20 protein-coding genes are annotated in these 17,983 nt (G+C 53.2%); 14 read left to right on the forward strand and 6 right to left on the reverse strand.

Features of this window, described 5'->3' with window-relative positions; translation table 11 throughout:
• Positions 1 to 153: 153 nt before the first annotated feature.
• From OXI60_02385 to argB, 10 genes are all read left to right on the forward strand, one after another.
• Positions 154 to 900, forward strand: a complete 747-nt coding sequence (locus OXI60_02385; protein ID MDE0308666.1) for an aspartate/glutamate racemase family protein — start codon at positions 154 to 156, stop codon at positions 898 to 900.
• 721 nt (positions 901 to 1,621) lie between these two features.
• A complete protein-coding gene (gene petA, locus OXI60_02390) occupies positions 1,622 to 2,218 on the forward strand; it encodes a ubiquinol-cytochrome c reductase iron-sulfur subunit (protein ID MDE0308667.1) in 597 nt (198 codons plus the stop codon).
• Positions 2,215 to 3,471: a cytochrome bc complex cytochrome b subunit gene (locus tag OXI60_02395; GenBank protein MDE0308668.1), complete on the forward strand. Its 1,257-nt coding sequence runs from the start codon at positions 2,215 to 2,217 to the stop codon at positions 3,469 to 3,471. Before petA ends, OXI60_02395 begins: the two co-directional genes overlap by 4 nt.
• On the forward strand, positions 3,468 to 4,124 hold the full coding sequence (locus tag OXI60_02400; protein ID MDE0308669.1) for a cytochrome c1: 657 nt from the start codon (positions 3,468 to 3,470) through the stop codon (positions 4,122 to 4,124). The genes OXI60_02395 and OXI60_02400 overlap by 4 nt, the downstream gene beginning before the upstream one ends.
• 82 nt (positions 4,125 to 4,206) lie before the next feature.
• Complete coding sequence (locus OXI60_02405; protein ID MDE0308670.1) at positions 4,207 to 4,839, forward strand: glutathione S-transferase N-terminal domain-containing protein; 633 nt, start codon at positions 4,207 to 4,209, stop codon at positions 4,837 to 4,839.
• Positions 4,832 to 5,257 carry a ClpXP protease specificity-enhancing factor SspB gene (locus OXI60_02410; protein ID MDE0308671.1) on the forward strand — a complete coding sequence of 142 codons (426 nt, stop codon included), beginning with the start codon at positions 4,832 to 4,834 and terminating at the stop codon, positions 5,255 to 5,257. Before OXI60_02405 ends, OXI60_02410 begins: the two co-directional genes overlap by 8 nt.
• 38 nt (positions 5,258 to 5,295) lie before the next feature.
• Positions 5,296 to 5,835 carry an ATP-dependent protease subunit HslV gene (gene hslV / locus OXI60_02415; protein ID MDE0308672.1) on the forward strand — a complete coding sequence of 180 codons (540 nt, stop codon included), beginning with the start codon at positions 5,296 to 5,298 and terminating at the stop codon, positions 5,833 to 5,835.
• A gap of 15 nt (positions 5,836 to 5,850) precedes the next feature.
• Positions 5,851 to 7,257, forward strand: coding sequence for an ATP-dependent protease ATPase subunit HslU (gene hslU, locus OXI60_02420; GenBank protein ID MDE0308673.1), 1,407 nt, complete (start codon positions 5,851 to 5,853; stop codon positions 7,255 to 7,257).
• 258 nt (positions 7,258 to 7,515) lie between these two features.
• A complete protein-coding gene (locus tag OXI60_02425; GenBank protein ID MDE0308674.1) occupies positions 7,516 to 7,962 on the forward strand; it encodes an Hsp20/alpha crystallin family protein in 447 nt (148 codons plus the stop codon).
• A gap of 491 nt (positions 7,963 to 8,453) precedes the next feature.
• Complete coding sequence (argB, locus tag OXI60_02430; GenBank protein ID MDE0308675.1) at positions 8,454 to 9,365, forward strand: acetylglutamate kinase; 912 nt, start codon at positions 8,454 to 8,456, stop codon at positions 9,363 to 9,365.
• A 21-nt stretch (positions 9,366 to 9,386) separates the two neighbouring features.
• Here the strand turns inward: argB and OXI60_02435 are convergent, their stop codons facing one another.
• Together OXI60_02435 and msrB are read right to left on the reverse strand one after the other, a co-directional pair.
• Positions 9,387 to 10,328 carry a DMT family transporter gene (locus OXI60_02435; GenBank protein ID MDE0308676.1) on the reverse strand — a complete coding sequence of 314 codons (942 nt, stop codon included), beginning with the start codon at positions 10,326 to 10,328 and terminating at the stop codon, positions 9,387 to 9,389.
• A gap of 114 nt (positions 10,329 to 10,442) precedes the next feature.
• Positions 10,443 to 10,847: a peptide-methionine (R)-S-oxide reductase MsrB gene (gene msrB / locus OXI60_02440; protein ID MDE0308677.1), complete on the reverse strand. Its 405-nt coding sequence runs from the start codon at positions 10,845 to 10,847 to the stop codon at positions 10,443 to 10,445.
• Between the two features lie 183 nt (positions 10,848 to 11,030).
• Between msrB and OXI60_02445 the strand changes: the two genes are divergently transcribed.
• The 3 genes from OXI60_02445 to OXI60_02455 all read left to right on the forward strand — a co-directional run bounded on the left by OXI60_02445 (position 11,031) and on the right by OXI60_02455 (position 13,936).
• Positions 11,031 to 11,897 (forward strand): DMT family transporter, encoded by an 867-nt coding sequence (locus OXI60_02445; GenBank protein MDE0308678.1) that lies wholly within the window; start codon positions 11,031 to 11,033, stop codon positions 11,895 to 11,897.
• A 214-nt stretch (positions 11,898 to 12,111) separates the two neighbouring features.
• Positions 12,112 to 12,894, forward strand: coding sequence for a co-chaperone DjlA (gene djlA / locus OXI60_02450; protein ID MDE0308679.1), 783 nt, complete (start codon positions 12,112 to 12,114; stop codon positions 12,892 to 12,894).
• A gap of 76 nt (positions 12,895 to 12,970) precedes the next feature.
• Positions 12,971 to 13,936 (forward strand): quinone oxidoreductase, encoded by a 966-nt coding sequence (locus tag OXI60_02455; protein MDE0308680.1) that lies wholly within the window; start codon positions 12,971 to 12,973, stop codon positions 13,934 to 13,936.
• 7 nt (positions 13,937 to 13,943) lie between these two features.
• Here the strand turns inward: OXI60_02455 and OXI60_02460 are convergent, their stop codons facing one another.
• Positions 13,944 to 15,209 carry a molybdopterin molybdotransferase MoeA gene (locus tag OXI60_02460; GenBank protein ID MDE0308681.1) on the reverse strand — a complete coding sequence of 422 codons (1,266 nt, stop codon included), beginning with the start codon at positions 15,207 to 15,209 and terminating at the stop codon, positions 13,944 to 13,946.
• 124 nt (positions 15,210 to 15,333) lie between these two features.
• Between OXI60_02460 and OXI60_02465 the strand changes: the two genes are divergently transcribed.
• Positions 15,334 to 15,540 carry a DUF6494 family protein gene (locus tag OXI60_02465; GenBank protein ID MDE0308682.1) on the forward strand — a complete coding sequence of 69 codons (207 nt, stop codon included), beginning with the start codon at positions 15,334 to 15,336 and terminating at the stop codon, positions 15,538 to 15,540.
• A 6-nt stretch (positions 15,541 to 15,546) separates the two neighbouring features.
• Here OXI60_02465 and OXI60_02470 read toward each other — a convergent pair whose 3' ends face one another.
• Genes OXI60_02470 through OXI60_02480 form a run of 3 tightly spaced genes read right to left on the reverse strand, consistent with a single transcriptional unit; the run spans position 15,547 to position 17,979 of the window.
• Entirely contained in the window at positions 15,547 to 16,485 is a 939-nt protein-coding gene (locus OXI60_02470; GenBank protein ID MDE0308683.1) for an ABC transporter substrate-binding protein, read from the reverse strand.
• A 5-nt stretch (positions 16,486 to 16,490) separates the two neighbouring features.
• The gene (locus OXI60_02475; GenBank protein MDE0308684.1) at positions 16,491 to 17,243 is read right to left on the reverse strand and encodes an ABC transporter permease; all 753 of its coding nucleotides are present in this window, start codon (positions 17,241 to 17,243) and stop codon (positions 16,491 to 16,493) included.
• The gene (locus OXI60_02480; GenBank protein ID MDE0308685.1) at positions 17,233 to 17,979 is read right to left on the reverse strand and encodes an ABC transporter ATP-binding protein; all 747 of its coding nucleotides are present in this window, start codon (positions 17,977 to 17,979) and stop codon (positions 17,233 to 17,235) included. The genes OXI60_02475 and OXI60_02480 overlap by 11 nt, the downstream gene beginning before the upstream one ends.
• Positions 17,980 to 17,983: the final 4 nt, after the last annotated feature.

Here is a 17,983-nt window from a genome sequence, read left to right on the forward strand (position 1 = left end):
TTTGCCTTATCGGGTGCCGTCGGCTGCGGCATTCACTCGGTTCCGAGAGTCGCTGATGTACCTCCACCGCCCGCATTATGAATAACTTATAGTATGGTTTTGTACCATACGGATTCCAGATTCTCTCATTATTTTGTCTCCGTTGACTGACTCATGCGGATATTGCTGATCAACCCCAACACCAGTGAATTCGTAACTGATCGTGCGGTCGAGGCGGCGCGTAAAGTTGCTGCAGCCGATACGGTCGTCAAAGGGGTGACTGGCAGCTTCGGTGCACCGATCATCAACAGTGAGACGGATATGGTGGTTGGCGCGCACTCAGCGGTGGATCTCGCTGCTGTCCATGCCGCGGGGTTCGATGCGGTCGGACTTGCGGTATCGTTCGATACTGGACTTGCGGCTTTGCGCGAGATGCTGACAATTCCGGTCGCAGGCTTGGCGGAGAGCTCGATTCGACTCGCACTTGAGCACAGCAGGCGGATTGCATTGGTATCTTTCGGCGAGCGTACGCGGCCGCTGTACGAAAGACTGGCACTGCGATATATGCACCGGGATAATCTCGCCGGTGTGCGATGCATGGAAGCGCTCAGTGCCGCCGAGATGAATGATCCTGACTATCTGCAGGAAAGGATAGAACTGGAAGTTGAGAAGACCACACTTGTACTTGACTGCGATGCTGTTGTATTGCTGGCCACCGCATTCGCAGGTCTTTCTGACAGTGTGACGCACAAGGTGCCCGTGATCGACTGCGTTGCCGCAATGATCCGCGAACTCGAGTCATCCAACCGAAATGAAAAGGTCAGACGAATGCTCACCGATGAAGCGCTTCCCCAACACAAGCTAATGCACGGTGTGTCGGAAGATCTTTCAGGTTTTTATCGGAATTTACCGTCGGAATGAAACAATTTGGCAGCGTCTGACGATCTGCTGGGAAGGCAGTCTTGATCTTCGGATTGAGGATTTGAACTCCCCAATTTCATATAGATATCATTAGTGATATATATTTTGCAATATGAGTAATAATATATCATTTGTGATATGTATTGTGAACATGCATATGGAATATTGCAATATGGATAATTTGTAAAACGACGAGTTTGTGTGCGCGTCGACAGCGAAACGATTTACGGGTTCGCCGCCAATTTTCTGGCTGGGACTCGAATTCGTTCGAAACTCCGAGTCAATATTCTTTGTTGTTTCCAATCAACCTGTCCCTGATCCTCCCATCACTCATGGACAATTGCTCCCGTCGGGTCAGCGGCCACAATTTCACATGGCTGCCTTCCGTGCACGGGATTCCGATACTTTCTCCATCAGCAAAAGATTCGTTGAACCAGCCAGAATGAAACACGCCGCCTGCCTGTTTCTGTCAACCTTAAGTTTTATGTCTGTCAGAATATTCGGATTTCGTTGATTTTCATCAAGCGTAACCCGTGCAGTTCCACCGGATTACGCCTGCGAATCGCGGCGTTCGAGCGGTATAAACTGTCAAATTTGTTCTGCTATAATTTTTCGCCGTACTGTCAAATTTCAGAACATCAGGACAGTATGAAGGCACCGGTTGGCACGTGACCGTTAAGCCGGTGCTCTTGCTTTATATATGACAGCTAGAGGAGAAAAGATGGCTGACGAACATGTCGATAAGGATCGCCGGCGGTTTCTGACAGGCGTCACAACCGGAGTGGGTGCGGCAGGTGTCGCAGCCGCGGCAGTGCCATTTGTTTCCAGCATGACGCCGAGCGCGAAAGCACGCGCGGCAGGTGCCCCTGTACTGGTTGACATCGGGGATCTGGAACCTGGAAAACTGCTCAAGATAGAATGGCGGGGCAAGCCTGTCTGGATTATCAAGCGGACGCAGGAAATGCTCGACTCACTGGAGACCGTGCAAGATGAGCTTGCCGATCCCGATTCGGACCGTGAGCAGCAACCGCAATACGCGCAGAACGCCACCCGTTCAATTGAACCGGAAGTATTGGTCCTGGTGGGACTTTGCACCCATCTCGGCTGCTCGCCACTCGAAAAGCTCAAGCCGGGTGAGTTGGACTCGGATTGGCAAGGGGGCTTTTTCTGCCCCTGTCATGGGTCAAAATTCGACTTGGCGGGGCGTGTATACAAAAATGTTCCCGCACCGACCAATCTTGAAGTCCCACCACACCGATTCCTATCTGACTCCAGAGTCGAGATCGGTGTTGATTCGGTGGAGGAAGATCTGGCGTGATTGCGAAACTTCGTAACTGGATTGATGAGCGCTATCCCGCGACGAAAGTCTGGGAAGAGCACGTCTCAAAATACTACGCACCGAAAAATTTCAATTTCTGGTATTTCTTCGGATCTCTGGCACTTCTTGTTCTCGCCGTGCAGATCATAACGGGAATATTCCTGACCATGCATTACAAGCCTGACACCGATCTGGCATTTGATTCGGTAGAGCACATCATGAGGGACGTGTCGTGGGGCTGGCTGATGCGGTATCTGCACTCGACCGGCGCATCACTGTTCTTCGTGGTGATATATCTGCATATGTTTCGGGCGCTGCTCTATGGTTCCCACCGCAAACCGCGTGAGCTTTTGTGGATCGTTGGAATGGTGATCTACCTGACACTGATGGCGGAAGCGTTTTTCGGCTACCTGCTGCCGTGGGGCAACATGTCGTACTGGGGGGCGCAGGTGATCATCTCGCTGTTTGCGGCGATTCCCTTTGTCGGTGAGGGCCTTGCCGAATGGATTCGCGGCGATTTCGTCGTGTCGGATGCAACCTTGACACGATTTTTCGCGTTCCACGTCATTTTGGTTCCACTGCTGCTGGTGGGTCTTGTATTTGTGCATATGGTCGCCCTTCACAAGGTCGGCTCCAACAATCCCGACGGTGTCGAGATCAAGGCACGCAAGAAAGAGGATGGAACACCGAAAGATGGCATTCCGTTTCATCCCTATTACACCGTCAAGGATCTTTTCGTCGCAGGTGTATTTCTCTGTATTCTGTTCGGTATCACCTTCATCGCACCGGAGATGGCAGGATGGTTTCTGGAGCGCGCGAATTTCGAACCGGCCAATCCATTGCAGACACCACCGGACATCATTCCGTTGTGGTACCTGACACCTTACTACTCGATTCTTCGCGCAGTCACCTATCCGCTGTTCGGCGTGGACGCAAAACTATGGGGGGTTCTCTCCATGGGGTTTGCGATATTCCTTTTCTTCCTGCTGCCATGGCTGGACAGATCGCCGGTGAAGTCGATTCGATATAGAGGCTGGATGTTCAAGACCGCATTGACTGTATTCACAATATCTTTTGTGTTGCTTGGTTATCTGGGTACAAAAAATCCCCAGGCGATCGATCTGTTCCTGTTTACCAATGTCACATGGGCACAGATCTGTTATTTCCTTTATTTCGCATTTTTCCTGCTGATGCCGATTTACACAAGACTTGATCCAGTGAAACCAGTTCCAGATCGGGTGACGTTCAAATGATCAGATCAATCGTTTCAATATTGTTGCTGTCCATTGCCGGGAGCGTATATGCGGCTTCCGGAGGTTCCGAAAATCTGGACCCGGTCCACATCAATCTGGACGATCGCAAATCGCTGCAGCAAGGTGCTGCGACATTCGCCAGCTATTGCCTGTCATGTCATGGCATCAAATACATGCGGTATAACCGGATGGCAGACGATCTTGGAATCAGCGAGGACGTGTTGCGGGAGAATTTTCTTGTCGGCTCACAGAAACCGTCAGATCCGATGGACGTGACCATGTCGGAAGAAGATGCCAAACGGTGGTTTGGTACCGCACCGCCCGACCTCAGCCTGACGGCAAGGTCACGCTCTCCGGAGTGGATCTATACGTTCTTGCGAGGGTTTCACGCTGACGACGGTTCTGTAACGGGATGGAACAACGATCTGTTTGAGGATGTCGCCATGCCGCATGTGCTTTACGAGCAGCAGAATAATTTTGAGCCGGATGACTACGACAAACTGGTCCGTGATGTCGTCAATTTTCTGGTCTATGTCGCCGAACCGGCAAGACTTGTCCGCTATAACATTGGGATACTGGTATTGCTGTTTACGGGTCTTTTCACGATCCTTGCCTATCTGTTGAAGAAGGAGTATTGGAAAGACGTTCATTGAATCAATTGAAAGTTCCACTATTGCCCCCACATATGTAATTTGCGATCCGTCTATTCACAAACAGAACCGTTGAATTCGGGAAATGGCAGACAATATTGAGAATCGAAGATCCGGGATGATTCTGTTTTCGACCGAGACTTGCATAGAAGGTCATGCATGCCGGATGGTACTGCACGAAAAGGAAGTGGAGTGCGAAGTCGAATATGTCGACCTGAACCGCAATCCGAATCCCATCATCGAATTGAACCCGTACGGTGAGAGTCCGACATTGATGGACCGGGATATGGTCCTGTATGGTTCTCATGTCGTAGCTGAATACCTGGACGACCGACTCCCCCATCCGCCCTTGATGCCGCCCGATCCGGTGAATCGCGGCAGGGTGAGAATGATGATTTACAGAAGTCAGCGCGACTGGTTGCGCAGGCTCCGGGAATTGGACGAAAAGAAACAGAAACCCAATAAGATCTTCCGCACCGCACTCACTCGAGATCTGTCCAGTCTGGCTCCTTATCTGGCGGAACAGGATTTCTGGCTGGGTGAGGAATTCAGCTTGGTCGATTGCTTCATTGCCCCCTTATTGTGGCGACTGAAACACTATGGTATCGAACTGCCGTCGCAGTCTCGTTCCATCACGCAGTACGCCGGTCGGCTATTCGTCAGGGAATCTTTCCGCAAGAGCCTCAGCGAAGCGGAAATGGAAATGCAACTTGATTGACGCAGACATGCAGCAGGAGATTTCCAAAGTACCGTACCTGATTGATGCGATGCGAAGTTGGGCCATGGATTCCGGATACACGCCGTATCTGACAATTCAGGCCGATTATCCCGAAGTGAATCTTCCGTTCGATAAGATCGAATGCGAGAACGGATTGGTCACACTCAACATTCATGACCGGGCATTGAGAGGCTATACGGTTTCCGACGGCTGGATCCTGTTCGAGGCACGGTTTTCCGGAGAGAGTCATCACGTGGACCTGCCGCTCGAGTCAGTGGTGTCGCTGATTGTTCCCGAAGCGAGGAATCAGATGGTTTTCAAAGAACACAGCACGGAATCCGTACAATACGATGATTCATCACAAGCGTCGGAAAGTTCGCCGCGCAAGGGCAAACCTCACCTGCGCCTTGTTGAGTGAACGATCGCAGATTGCAACTTTCCCCAAGCGGCCCTAAATTGCCAACAATTCGCAGTACAACAATTCTGTCAGTGCGTCGGGGCGACCGCGTGGTGCTCGGTGGCGACGGACAGGTTTCGCTTGGCGATACCGTGATCAAGTCGAACACCAAGAAAGTTCGGCGACTTTACAAAGATCAGGTGCTGGCGGGATTTGCCGGCGGCACCGCGGATGCGTTTACCTTGTTTGAACGTTTCGAGGGCAAGCTGGAAGAGTACTCGGGAAATCTCGTTCGATCAGCGGTCGAACTGGCAAAGGAGTGGCGAACGGACCGATTTCTCAGACGTCTTGAGGCATTGCTTGTTGTCTGTGACCTGAACGATTCCCTGATTATTTCGGGCAACGGTGATGTGATTCAGCCTGAAGATGGATTGATGGCGATCGGATCCGGTGGCAATTATGCCAAGGCGGCGGCCAAGGCGTTGCTTGAGTCGACGGATCTGGATGCCAGGCAGATCGTTGAGAAAAGTCTTGCCATCGCTGGAGAGATCTGTGTCTATACCAATCACAGCATAACAATTGAAGAGCTGGAGGCTTGACAGAACGTGTCGGAGATGACACCTCGAGAAATTGTCCAGGAACTGGATAAGCATATCATTGGCCAGCTCGATGCCAAACGTGCGGTCGCCAATGCGCTGCGCAATCGGTGGCGGCGCCTCAATGTCGAAGACGAGGATCTCCGTGCGGAGATCACGCCCAAGAACATCCTGATGATCGGACCCACCGGCGTCGGAAAAACCGAAATTGCCCGTCGGCTTGCGAAACTCGCGAACGCACCATTTCTCAAGGTTGAGGCATCCAAGTTCACTGAGGTTGGCTATGTCGGCCGCGAGGTTGATTCAATCGTTCGCGATCTGCTGGAGTTGGCCGTCAAGATGGTTCGTGAAGAGAATTACGAGTTGGTTCAGGTGCGTGCAGAGGCTGAGGCGGAAGATGCGGTGCTGGACATACTGATTCCTCCTGCTCGTGCGGATTATGATGATGACTATGGTTCCTCCGACCCGGATTATGACGACGACGAGTTTCCAAGAAACATTTCGCTCCAGCATTTCGACGACAGGGACGAGGTGGCGCCCATAGAGGACAGCGCAGCCAGAAAGTCGTTCAGAAAGAAGCTCAGACAAGGTGAGTTGGACGACAAGGAAATCGAGATTGAGCTCAGCACCTCTATCGGTGTGGAAATATTCGGACCACCGGGGTTCGAAGAGATGACCAGTCAGTTGCAGGGCATGATGCAGAATCTCGGAAATCGAAAGAGTCGCAAACGCAGGGTCACTGTCGCACAGGCGCTGAAATTACTGACTGACGAAGCGGCGGAACGCATGGTGAACGACGAACAGATCAAGATCGATGCCATCAACAGGGTTGAGGAGAATGGCATCGTATTCCTGGACGAGATAGACAAGATCGTCGGTCGCTCGCACCACACGAGCGGTCCGGATGTCTCACGTGAAGGTGTCCAGCGCGACCTGCTTCCCTTGGTTGAGGGCGCCACGGTATCGACCCGCTACGGTATGGTGAAAACTGATCACGTACTGTTCATTGCCTCAGGTGCGTTCCAGCTGACAAAACCGTCGGACCTTATTCCGGAGCTGCAGGGTCGCCTGCCCATCAGGGTGGAACTGAACGCGTTGACCACCGAAGATTTCATTCGAATCCTGAACGAGACTGACAGTTCCCTGACCCAGCAGTACTTTGAACTGCTGAAAACCGAGAAGGTGGAGTTGGAGTTTGTCGATTCCGGCGTGCAGTGTCTGGCTGAGTTTGCATGGCGGGTGAACGAATCGACCGAAAACATCGGCGCCCGCCGGTTGCATACGGTCATGGAGCGCCTGCTGGAGAAGATTTCCTTCGAGGCCGCCGACCGAAGCGGCGACAGGGTTGTCATCGACAAAGAGTTTGTTGAGCAGGAATTGCAAGGACTCGTCGAAGATCAGCAGCTTGCCCGTTACATTCTCTAGCCATCTTTGAGGGACCGCACTGCTGCAGTCGTACCCCACACTCAGCTCACAACTGCGCCGTTACAAGATCCGCCCTTCGGGGCAGTGCTGAACTTTCACTGCGATCCGGCCAGACCGGTGGTGAGATGGCGAATCTCCACTCGCGCCTCACTTTTTCTGTCAGCACTTGAAAAAAGCAATTGTGCTCCCACTTATACAACCAGAGGATTCACGACAACCGGGAATCAATGAAAAATTTAAGTGTTTGAGGTAGATAACATGAATCAACTTGTAAGAACCAGAGATTGGAGCACAAACCCCGTGTCTGTTTTTGATGCGGGTTGGGGTCTTTACAGTCCCTTTTCGAAGATTCGAAATGCGGTACCGTCGGGAGCTGCTGTGCTTGCGGTCGATATCAGCGAAACTGACACCGGGTATGATGTCGTTGCCGACCTGCCGGGAATTTCGAAGGATGCGCTGAACGTATCGGTTGCCGATAATGTTCTGAGTATCGAGGTCAGTGCCGAGAAGGACAACGAGGACAATCTTGAGGGTCGTATGATTCGCCGGGAACGATACCGGGGAAAGGTGACCAGGTCGTTCAAACTGGGCGAAGCTATGGACAGCGAGAACATTCAAGCCAGTTACAAGGATGGTGTACTGTCCGTTTCTGTGCCGAAGAAAGAAATCTCGCAACCCAAGAAGATTGAAGTTTCGGTTCATTAGTTTCATCGTCTGATCAATTTCAGACGATTGAGCAACTGTTCGAGCGACTGCCTGGGTGCAGTCGCTCTTTTTTGTGCGCCAGGCATGGCGCGCAGCGCCTTGACTGGCGCTATTGCAGTGCACGCGGTGGTGGCCGGATGACTTGGCGGTGAAAGTACGCTGCTGGCCCGACAAGGGGAACAGTCAGCCGAACGGCAAGGGTGTCCGTTGCGAAGCGGAATCTGAAGCAAGCCGAAGGCAAACCACTGGCCTGACGAAGTCGAATCGCATACGAGGCGGTCACGGTGGGTGAGAAGGCAGATATCTTCCAAGCCCCATGCTTGCACGGCAGCCGTGGACGCATATGCGGCGGGTATAAGTCGGAAAGTCGCGCGCATTGCGCTGGGAGGACGGCGGGAGCAATCCCGCCTCCTGCCCGATGCTGGTAGGTCCATCCGCGAGCCTAATTTATCGGATAATACAGACATTGTGAATCTTGGTTTCGGCAGGTTATGACAGGCACAAAATCCAGTACCAGGCGGTCAGCAAATATTCTTCTTGAGGGACTGCCCTATATTCATCAGTTTCGCGATAAGACTATCGTGATCAAATACGGTGGCAATGCAATGAATTCGGTGGAACTGCAAAGGGATTTTTGTCGTGATATCGTGCTGATGAAGAGTGTGGGGTTGAATCCTGTGGTGGTGCACGGAGGCGGACCCCAGATCAGTCGGGCCATAGAGGCAGCAGGTCTCAAGTCCAGATTCGTGAACGGTCTGAGAGTGACTGACCGGCAGACGATGGACATCGTGGAGAAGGTGGTCACTCAATCCATCAATCCTGACTTGGTCAGTATGGTGATCGAGGAAGGATGGGACGCGTTCGGACTCGGCGCAAACTTGGGCGGTACGTTCATTCGGGCAAAGAAACTGAATTCTGATTTCATTGATCCGGATTCCGGAATGCCGGTGGAATATGGTTTTGTCGGAGATGTTGAGAGTATCGATGTCCAGTTGCTTCAGCTCGAATCCAGCGACAATGCGATTCCGATCGTCGCACCAATCGGTGTCGATCAGGACGGCCTTACCTACAACATCAATGCCGACACGGTCGCCGGCTCGGTCGCTGAGGCGGTCGGGGCCGAAAAGTTGGTGGTGCTGACCAATACGTCGGGCATCCTGGATTCACAAGGTGCGTTGATATCGAATCTGACAACCTCACAGCTCGAGGGTCTGATCGAAGATCGGACGATTTCCGACGGCATGCTGCCAAAGGTACGCTGCGCGAAACATGCGCTGGACCACGGAGTGCAGTCCGTTCAGATCGTCGACGGTCAGCTTCCCCATTCCGCGTTGCTTGAGATCTTTACAGACGCGGGTGTCGGGACGCTGTTGGTCAGCGATGAGTCTCTCGATCAGGCCTGAAGGTTCGCTGTCAGCCTGATCTCAAGTCTCGCTCAATGCGCCGGGCGTATTCTCTTTTGTCAGGTTCCTGGCCTTCTGAACGATTCCGATACCCATGAACATCAGCAAAGTCGCTATCCAGACCAGTATCGGCAACACCTCATCGTGGACGTACGCGCCGATCATGATCCCGATTATCGTGGTTGAATAGGTAACCTGACTCGAATACAGTGCACCGGACATCTTTACCAGGGTAAAGAACAGGCAGAATGCGATGGACGTCACCAATCCCTGAAGCAGGGTCAGACTGGCAACCAGTGGTGGTGCGTTCCATAGTGGGTACAGCGGCTCGAACAGCAGCGTAGCGACGAACATCACGGCGGTCGCAGTGACCAGCATGCAGGTTGTCATATCCATGATATGCAGATCTGCCGGACGGCAACGCGCGGTGTACACCAGGTTCATGGCATAGAACGCGGGGGCCAGAAAGCCGATGAGAACACCCCCTATCGGCGCTTTCATTTCGGCGATGGAGTCGGGTAGCAGAATGAGGACAATGCCGACAAATGCCAGCAGCACTCCAACTGTTTTCAGCGGATGGTGCTTTTCCGTATTGGTGATCAGCGAGAAAATGTAAGTGAATATCGGTGTCACCGCGATCAGCAGTACCATCAAGCCGGCTGGAATCTCGACGACCGCGAAATACATGGCTGTAGTGGGGATGGCGCTCCCGGTCAGTCCGCAGACCAAATAGAACACAATGTAGGGAGGCGGCCGCTGCCTGCTTCGGATGAAGTTTATTGAGCCGGTCATGATTGAGGCCGTGAAGAAGATCCAAAACGAGTAGCTGAGCGGAGAAACACCCTGCTGGGTGACATACTTGGATAGGCTTGGCACACCACCCCAGATCAATCCCAGAATCAAGATCAGGGCAAAGGGCAGGTAACTGACTGTGGTGCCGAAGCCTGTGCGGTCGGAAGTCATATATTTTCCGGAGTCAATGGCTGGCTGACCGCAGCAGGCGCTGTCGCGTAGTCATCAAACGGGGTCGGCGCAATGCCGGACAACCGAAATCCGGGGCACGAACAATCAGCTGAGTCAGCTTGCGGATTGCGGACCAGGCTCGAACACCAGTGCCACGCCATTGTTGCAATACCGTTTCCCGGTCGGTTTCGGACCATCTTTGAAAACATGTCCGTGATGGCCGCCACATCGCGCGCAATGATACTCAGTTCGAGGTATGATCAGCTTGAAGTCGGTGCGGGTTTCTATACTGCCCTCGATGGCGGAGTGAAAACTCGGCCAACCGGTTCCACTGTCGAATTTTGTGTTGGAGTCAAAAATAGCAAGACCACAGCCGCGGCATTTGTAGACACCATCGGCATTATTCTTGTTCAGCTCGCTGCTGAAGGGCGGTTCAGTTCCCTCCTGTCGCAGTACGTGATATTCATCCACACTCAGCAACTCTCGCCATTGCGAATCTGACTTGGTAACTTTTTCCATAGCAACGTGAACTCCTGCCAAACAGTTGAAGGTCAAGAAACACAAAGATAGCAGAATTATCCGCACTGCGAGTCGGTTTCTTTCAAATTTACTTGTGCGGAGCGCAACTTAAACTAAAATTCCATTTTTCGTATCTGGAGACAGATGCAAGTTTGATCGGTTCTACGAATGATCCCGGATTCAATGAGGGAAGATCGCGCAAAGGGTGTGTTTCTCGTCCTGACCGCTGGAGTATTTTGGAGTTTCGCAGGCCTTGCTGTTCGGCTTATCGAATTCGCCAACGAATGGCAAATTCTGTTTTACCGGTCGACCACACTCGTTGCCTTTCTCGTTCTTTACCTGTCGGTCTCGCGCGGCCGCGCGGTCATTGATGCAGTTCGCGATTGCGGCTGGATTGGATTCTTCGCGGGATTTTCGCTCAGCCTTGCGTTCTGTACCTGGATTTACGCGCTGACGCATACAACCGTCGCGAATGCTCTGTTTCTGCTTTCTACGGCACCTTTCATAGCCGCACTCGCGGGCTGGTGGCTCCTCGGCGAGAGAGTGACCAGCACCCTGGTTTGGTTCATTCTCATGGCAACGGTCGGTGTTGCGGTCATGGTGGCGGAGGGGTATCAGTTCGGTACGCTTTTCGGGACTGTCATGGGATTGCTGTCTGCAACAGGATTCGGGTTATTCGCCGTTTTTCTCAGAATGGGCAGAACAACCGACCTGGTCCCCGCGGTTTTGTGGGCTGGTGTGAGTGCCACCATAATATCCGCTTGCATGGTCGGGTTGACCGGATCAGGTCTAGAGGTCACTACGCGGGATTGGCTGCTTTGCGCCTCGATGGGAATCTTCCAGGTCGGAGTTGGCCTGGTGATTTTCACGCACGGTGCAAAATATCTCCCAGCTGCCGAAATCACATTGCTTTCGCTTACAGAAATTGTGCTTGGTCCTATCTGGGTGTGGCTTGCCATCCGCGAAGTGCCAGGCATCATGACCGTGATCGGTGGTGCGATTGTGCTTTCGGCTATTGCCGGTCAGTCGTTTTTCACCCTTCGCAGGTGAGATCGAGCGGCTGTTGCATGATGATTGCGCGCGGTGCCCGGCTGCTTCGTGCATCGAACTGCTGGGTCCGTGTATGTGGCTATAATAATGGCTCCTGACCCTGCGACAAGACATGCTCTTGAGAATTACTGTCAGAAAATCCGATTGCCATGCCGCGGCTGGACCGCTCGCGGACGATACGGTAATGCCCATTCACTGCAGTTGAGGTGTATCCATGGCTTGGTGGGGTAAGGTAATCGGTGGTGTTCTAGGATCAATGGCACTCGGCCCGATCGGGATCATTCTGGGTGTCGCGGTTGGCAACATGTTCGACAAGCGACGAGCTTCGGTCGGCAGTGGCAGCTGGAATATGCAGGAAAGAATGCAGACCGTATTCTTTACCACCACTTTCTCAGTACTCGGATACATCGCCAAGGTCGACGGCCATGTCAGTCCGCAGGAAGTTCGGTTCGCCGAGGAAGTCATGCGCAACATGGACTTGGACGTTGACATGCGTGAAGTCGCCATCCAGTTGTTTCGTCAAGGAAAACAACCGGAATTTGAGCTCAACCCGATACTGAAACAGTTCAATCGGGAATGCGGCAATCGCAAAAATCTCAAGCGAATGTTCATCAACATCCTGTTGAGCGGCGCTTTGTGCGACGGTGTTATCGATGATGTCGAAAATGAGGCCATACGCGACATCGCTGATCGGATCGGAATTTCGAGGCGGGAATTTGCGGAACTGTACAACGAGGTTTCAGGTCGGTCGTCCGGTGCCGGAGCGAGTCAGCAATCCCTGTCGGACGATTACAAGATGCTGGGACTGAGCGAAAATGCGGACGATGACGAAATCAAACGTGCCTACCGAAGAAAAATGAGTCGATTGCATCCGGACAAACTGGTATCGCAAGGATTGCCGGACGAAATGATCGAAATGGCAACCGAGAAAACCAAGCAGATCAGAGCGGCATACGATCGAATCCGGGAACGCAAGAAATACAATCAGGATGCATGACGGTCCTGTTCTTGGGATTATTGTCGAAATAAGAATCTGGATCCATTGAATCAAGGAGATTAATATGCCGAAAGCGATGCAAGTATACGAAGTGGGAAATCCTGACGTGATGAAGTGGGAAGAGGTCGATCCGGGCAGTCCCGGTGAAGATCAGGTGCTCGTTCGACACACCGTAGTCGGGTTGAATTTCATTGATGTGTATTTTAGAACAGGTGTTTACCCGCCACCGGGCTTCCCCTTTGTACCGGGTTTGGAAGGAGCCGGCGTTGTAGAACAAGTTGGAGCCGCGGTATCCGACCTCTCAGTGGGAGATCGTGTAGCCTACGCATCGCCGCCGTTAGGGGCATACGCTGAACTTCGCTTGATGCCGGCCGACAGGCTGGTCCGAATACCGGACTCAGTCGATGACGAAACTGCCGCTGCCATGATGCTTAAAGGCATGACGGCACAATATCTTCTGCGGCAGGTATACAAAGTTGGCGCCAGCGATACGATCCTGTTTCACGCAGCAGCGGGCGGAGTGGGACTGATTGCCTGTCAGTGGGCAAAAAGTCTCGGCGCGACGGTCATAGGAACTGTCGGCAGCGAAGAAAAAGCCGACCTTGCGCGGCAACACGGGTGCGACCATCCGATCATTTACACCCGTGAGGATTTTACTGAACGTGTGAGAGAGATAACGAACGGGAAGGGTGTTCCTGTGGTCTACGATTCTGTCGGGTTGAGCACATTCGAAAAATCACTTGACTGTCTTTCACCCAAAGGGTTGATGGTGAGTTTCGGGCAGTCATCGGGCGGGGTCGAGTCATTCAACCCGGTGGTGCTGAGCGCGAAAGGTTCCCTATTTCTGACAAGACCGACCCTGATGACCTATACGGCCGAACGGGAAGATCTCGTCATGATGGCGGACGAGTTATGCGACATGGTGACGACTGGCGCTGTTGGAATACCTGTCAGACAGCGTTTTGCGCTCGAAGATGCGGTTGAGGCGCATCGCAGTCTTGAGTCGCGCGCCACTCAGGGTGCAACTGTGCTTGTGGTCTGACCGGCAATCAGTTCAGCCCTTCAAATAACTGGACATCGACCATGTCACCCGGGTTCACAGAAGCGGCATGGTCGTCCAACAGTACGAAGCAGTTCGCCTGGGACATGCTGCTGAGCAGTCCGGACCCCTGCTGACCGGTACTGACAACAACCGGTTCCCCGTTGTCGTCCTGCGACAGTACCGCACGATAGACTTCGGACCTGTTCGGCTTCTTTCTGAATCGGCTGAGCGCACGGGCCTTCATGATCGGTACCGGATTGACATCAGACTGTCCCATCAATCGACGAAGTGCCGGCTGGACCAGTTTATAGAAAGTTACCATGACAGCAACGGGGTTGCCCGGCAAGCCGAAAAACAGCTTGTCCTGAATCTTGCCGAACGCGAACGGCCGGCCGGGACGAATCGCAATCCGCCACAGACTGATTTGCCCAAGTTCTTCCAGCGTACGGATGACAAAATCAGCACTGCCAGTTGAGACTCCACCGGAAGTGATGATCAGGTCCGCCCGGTCGCTGGCATCAGCGAGTGCGGTTCTCGTGTGGACAGGATCATCCGGAATGATGCCCAGATTCAGGATTTCAAGTCCCATGCTCTGCAACAGCCCGATCAGTGTGTATCGATTGCTGTCGTATATCGCTCCGGGCGGCAGGTCATCGCCTGCGTTGCGCAGTTCGTCGCCGGTCGAAAAAATAGCGACAATCGGTTTTCTGAATACGCAGACCCGACCGACTCCAACCGATGCGAGCACACCCAACTCGGCAGCGCCGACACGAACCCCGGCATCAACCGCAGTTTCGTCGCGTTCCAGATCCTCTCCGGCCTGACGGACATTCTGCCCCGTTCTGTGTCCCGCCGAGACAATCGCAATCTGATTCTCCAACTGAACATCTTCCTGGATTACGACGGTATCTGTTCCCTGTGGCATGACCGCGCCGGTCATGACCTGTACTGTCTCATCCGGCTGACAGGGGTGTTCCCACGGCTTGCCTGCCAGTGCGGTTCCAACCACGGTGAACCGATGAACTCCATCAGAGGGAAGCGAGTCACCGCATACGGCATAGCCATCCATCGCTGAATTTGCATGTGGCGGAACGTCAATCGTTGAGGCGACAGGTTCGGCGAGAATCCGTCCGACCGCATCCGGCAGCGAGACGACTTCTGTATCAGCAATCGGAACCACCTCATCAAGCAATGCTTTTTCGGCATCAGCGATTGGAATCAGCCCGATTCGAGGGTCAAAGCAATTGTTGGGACCTGGTGGCGAAGAATCCATCGTCGGAACTCATGAATGTTCGGAAAGGTAGACTTTCACGTATGCAATATGACGTTTGATGCACTGTCAATCGTTGTTTTCACTACAATTGTAATGAATCTGAATAACACAGGAGCAAACAAGAATGAACGAAGATGTCTTTAATATACAGGTTCGCAAATTCCTGAAGAAAGTGGGGATTGAGTCGCAGCGTCAGATTGAGCGAGCGGTGCGCGACGGAATCGAGTCCGGTGCATTGACGGGTTCTGAAACGCTGAATGCGACAGTCCAACTGAAAGTTGAAGCCGCTGGCGTTGATCACACCATCGAGGATACCATCGCGCTGGAATAGGTTGAGTCAGTTCAGCTCAACTGCATATTGTTCCATTTCGGGTTTTTCGGCGATCAGTCCCCGTGCCATGAGAAAGTCGGCGAATCTGTCGTAGCGTGCGCGATCCAACGCGCCCGGCCGAAGGGCGAATCTGGGTAGCGTATCGCGCCACGCGCGGCGATTCAGCTCGTCATCCAGAGCCTTGTCGTAACTGATGAAATTATCCCAGGCTTCATCTGGATGATTGATCATGAACTGTACGCCGCGTTCCACAGCGTCCATGAATTTTCGCATCTTGGGGTCATTGACGCGATCAGTGTGTGTGACGACGATGAGTTCGTCGTAGCTGGGAATCCCTTCCTCTTCCAGATAGAAGGCCCGGCCCGGCTCGCCATGCAGATCCATCTGGTTGAGCTCGAAATTTCGGTATGCGCCGATCACCGCGTCCACCTGACCGGACATGACAGCAGGTGACAGGGAGAAGTTGACATTGATCAGTTCAACATCCTCAAGTTTCAGGTCATTCGCTTCAAGAACAGCTGCCAGCAACACATCTTCGAACCCGGCGACTGAGTATCCGACCTTCCTGCCTTTGAGGTCCGCGATCGCATGAATGTCAGAGTCGTCCAGAACGACGATGCAATTCAGCGGAGTTGCAACCAGTGTACCGATCCGCACCAGCGGTAATCCCTGTTCGACCTGAAGGTGAAGTTGCGGCTGATAGGATATCGCCACATCCCCCTTTTTGGCGGCAACAAGTTTTGGCGGGTCGTTGGGATTCGCCGGTGCGATCAACTCGACATCCAGACCTGCGTCGTCGAAGAATCCCTGAGCGTCGGCAACAAACAGCGGGCCGTGATCCGGATTGACATACCAGTCAAGAAGTACTGTAAACTTCTGTGCCGCATGGAGCGACTGTCCCGCAAGAAGAAGTGAAAGCAAGATAGCGGTAATTGATCTTTTCATAATGTTCAATGAGCCTCCAAGGTGGTTTCCGTTTGCCAGAAAATAGTTTTTTTGATCAGCGAATCAATGCCAAAATACAAAAGCACGGCGAACGCCGCCAATACGATCAGCGCTGCGAACATCAGATCAATCTGCGACCTCGCGTTGGCATGCAGCATCAGATAGCCGAGTCCGGAACTGGATCCGACCCACTCCCCGACTACTGCGCCGATGGGTGCGACCGCGGCCGCAATCCGCAGTCCGGACCCAAGTGACGGCAAGGCGGCCGGCAGGCGGATGAATTTTGCAACCGTGTGTTTGGATGCACCCATGATTCGAGCCATGTCGATCCATCCGGAATCGGTATTTCTCAACCCGTCGTAGAGCGCAGCTGTGACGGGGAAATAGATGATCAGTGTCGCCATGGCAATTTTCGAGGGCATACCAAATCCGAGCCACAGCATCAGAACCGGCGCGATCGCAAAAACAGGCAATGCCTGGCTTGCGACCAGAATCGGCAGAAACCACGTACGAACCGGCTGAAATTGCAAGATCAGCCAAGCACTGCCAATTCCAATGGTACAGCCGAGCAGCAGTCCGGCAATGATTTCGAAGATAGTCACTGTTGCATGGAATCCGATCAGGCCGAGATTCCCGATCAATGCGGTGGCCACTGCGAGCGGTGCCGGTACGATAAACGGCGGTGCTCCGGTTATCCAGACAATGATCTGCCAGACTGCGATCAGGCTTGTAATGATGACAACCGACTTAAACCACATTGGTTGATGACTCGGGATGTACCAGTTGATGCATAAGGTCCGCGTAAGCATTGCTCACGTTGACGTCGGACAGCTGTCGCGGTGGCGAGCCCGGAGGCTCGATGCGATGCGCCACCGTCGCGGGGCGTCCGCTCAAGACGTAGATGAAGTCGGCCATGCGGACCGCCTCAAGAGGATCGTGCGTCACAAGCAACGTCGTTGTCTTGGTGAGCATTGTGCATGCCAGGTCCTGCAGCTGATAGCGGGTCGTCGCATCCAGCCCTGAGAATGGCTCGTCCAGCAGGTTGACTGCTCGGTCCTCGATCAGGGTTCTCGCCAGCGCGACTCTCTGACGCATTCCGCCAGAAAGTTCATGCGGATAGCGTTCATCCACACCGCTGAGCTCGACTTTCTCGAGCAGCTGTCTCGCCAGCTCAACTCGCCTGTTGCCGTTCTCACCGCGCAGAAACGATCCGATCATTACATTGTCAATCACTTTCAGCCATGGCAGCAGCAGGTCCTGCTGGGCCATCCACGCAATCCGGCCGTTGAGCGGGCTGTCATCACTCGCAACGACCGATCCGGTTGCGATGTCGGGAGACATCAATCCTGCGATAAAACGCAACAAGGTCGATTTACCGGAACCGCTTTTCCCGAGCAGGCAGATCAGTTTTCCCGATTCTAGAGTCAATCTGAAGTCGTCGAAGATGCGCTCCTCGCCATAGTTGAGGCTGACCCGGACTGAAACGGAAATCATGGAT

The sequence above is a fragment of the Acidiferrobacterales bacterium genome, assembly GCA_028820695.1.
Taxonomy (GTDB): domain Bacteria; phylum Pseudomonadota; class Gammaproteobacteria; order Arenicellales; family JAJDZL01; genus JAJDZL01.

What these genes read in the sequence shown, in the direction of transcription:
- OXI60_02385 (MDE0308666.1), top strand. Translation starts at nt 154, where the DNA reads ATGCGGATATTGCTGATCAACCCCAACACCAGTGAATTCGTAACTGAT.
- petA (MDE0308667.1), top strand. Translation starts at nt 1,622, where the DNA reads ATGGCTGACGAACATGTCGATAAGGATCGCCGGCGGTTTCTGACAGGC.
- OXI60_02400 (MDE0308669.1), top strand. Translation starts at nt 3,468, where the DNA reads ATGATCAGATCAATCGTTTCAATATTGTTGCTGTCCATTGCCGGGAGC.
- OXI60_02405 (MDE0308670.1), top strand. Translation starts at nt 4,207, where the DNA reads ATGGCAGACAATATTGAGAATCGAAGATCCGGGATGATTCTGTTTTCG.
- hslU (MDE0308673.1), top strand. Translation starts at nt 5,851, where the DNA reads ATGACACCTCGAGAAATTGTCCAGGAACTGGATAAGCATATCATTGGC.
- OXI60_02425 (MDE0308674.1), top strand. Translation starts at nt 7,516, where the DNA reads ATGAATCAACTTGTAAGAACCAGAGATTGGAGCACAAACCCCGTGTCT.
- argB (MDE0308675.1), top strand. Translation starts at nt 8,454, where the DNA reads ATGACAGGCACAAAATCCAGTACCAGGCGGTCAGCAAATATTCTTCTT.
- OXI60_02435 (MDE0308676.1), bottom strand. Translation starts at nt 10,328, where the DNA reads ATGACTTCCGACCGCACAGGCTTCGGCACCACAGTCAGTTACCTGCCC.
- msrB (MDE0308677.1), bottom strand. Translation starts at nt 10,847, where the DNA reads ATGGAAAAAGTTACCAAGTCAGATTCGCAATGGCGAGAGTTGCTGAGT.
- OXI60_02445 (MDE0308678.1), top strand. Translation starts at nt 11,031, where the DNA reads ATGAGGGAAGATCGCGCAAAGGGTGTGTTTCTCGTCCTGACCGCTGGA.
- djlA (MDE0308679.1), top strand. Translation starts at nt 12,112, where the DNA reads ATGGCTTGGTGGGGTAAGGTAATCGGTGGTGTTCTAGGATCAATGGCA.
- OXI60_02455 (MDE0308680.1), top strand. Translation starts at nt 12,971, where the DNA reads ATGCAAGTATACGAAGTGGGAAATCCTGACGTGATGAAGTGGGAAGAG.
- OXI60_02460 (MDE0308681.1), bottom strand. Translation starts at nt 15,209, where the DNA reads ATGGATTCTTCGCCACCAGGTCCCAACAATTGCTTTGACCCTCGAATC.
- OXI60_02465 (MDE0308682.1), top strand. Translation starts at nt 15,334, where the DNA reads ATGAACGAAGATGTCTTTAATATACAGGTTCGCAAATTCCTGAAGAAA.
- OXI60_02470 (MDE0308683.1), bottom strand. Translation starts at nt 16,485, where the DNA reads ATGAAAAGATCAATTACCGCTATCTTGCTTTCACTTCTTCTTGCGGGA.
- OXI60_02475 (MDE0308684.1), bottom strand. Translation starts at nt 17,243, where the DNA reads ATGTGGTTTAAGTCGGTTGTCATCATTACAAGCCTGATCGCAGTCTGG.
- OXI60_02480 (MDE0308685.1), bottom strand. Translation starts at nt 17,979, where the DNA reads ATGATTTCCGTTTCAGTCCGGGTCAGCCTCAACTATGGCGAGGAGCGC.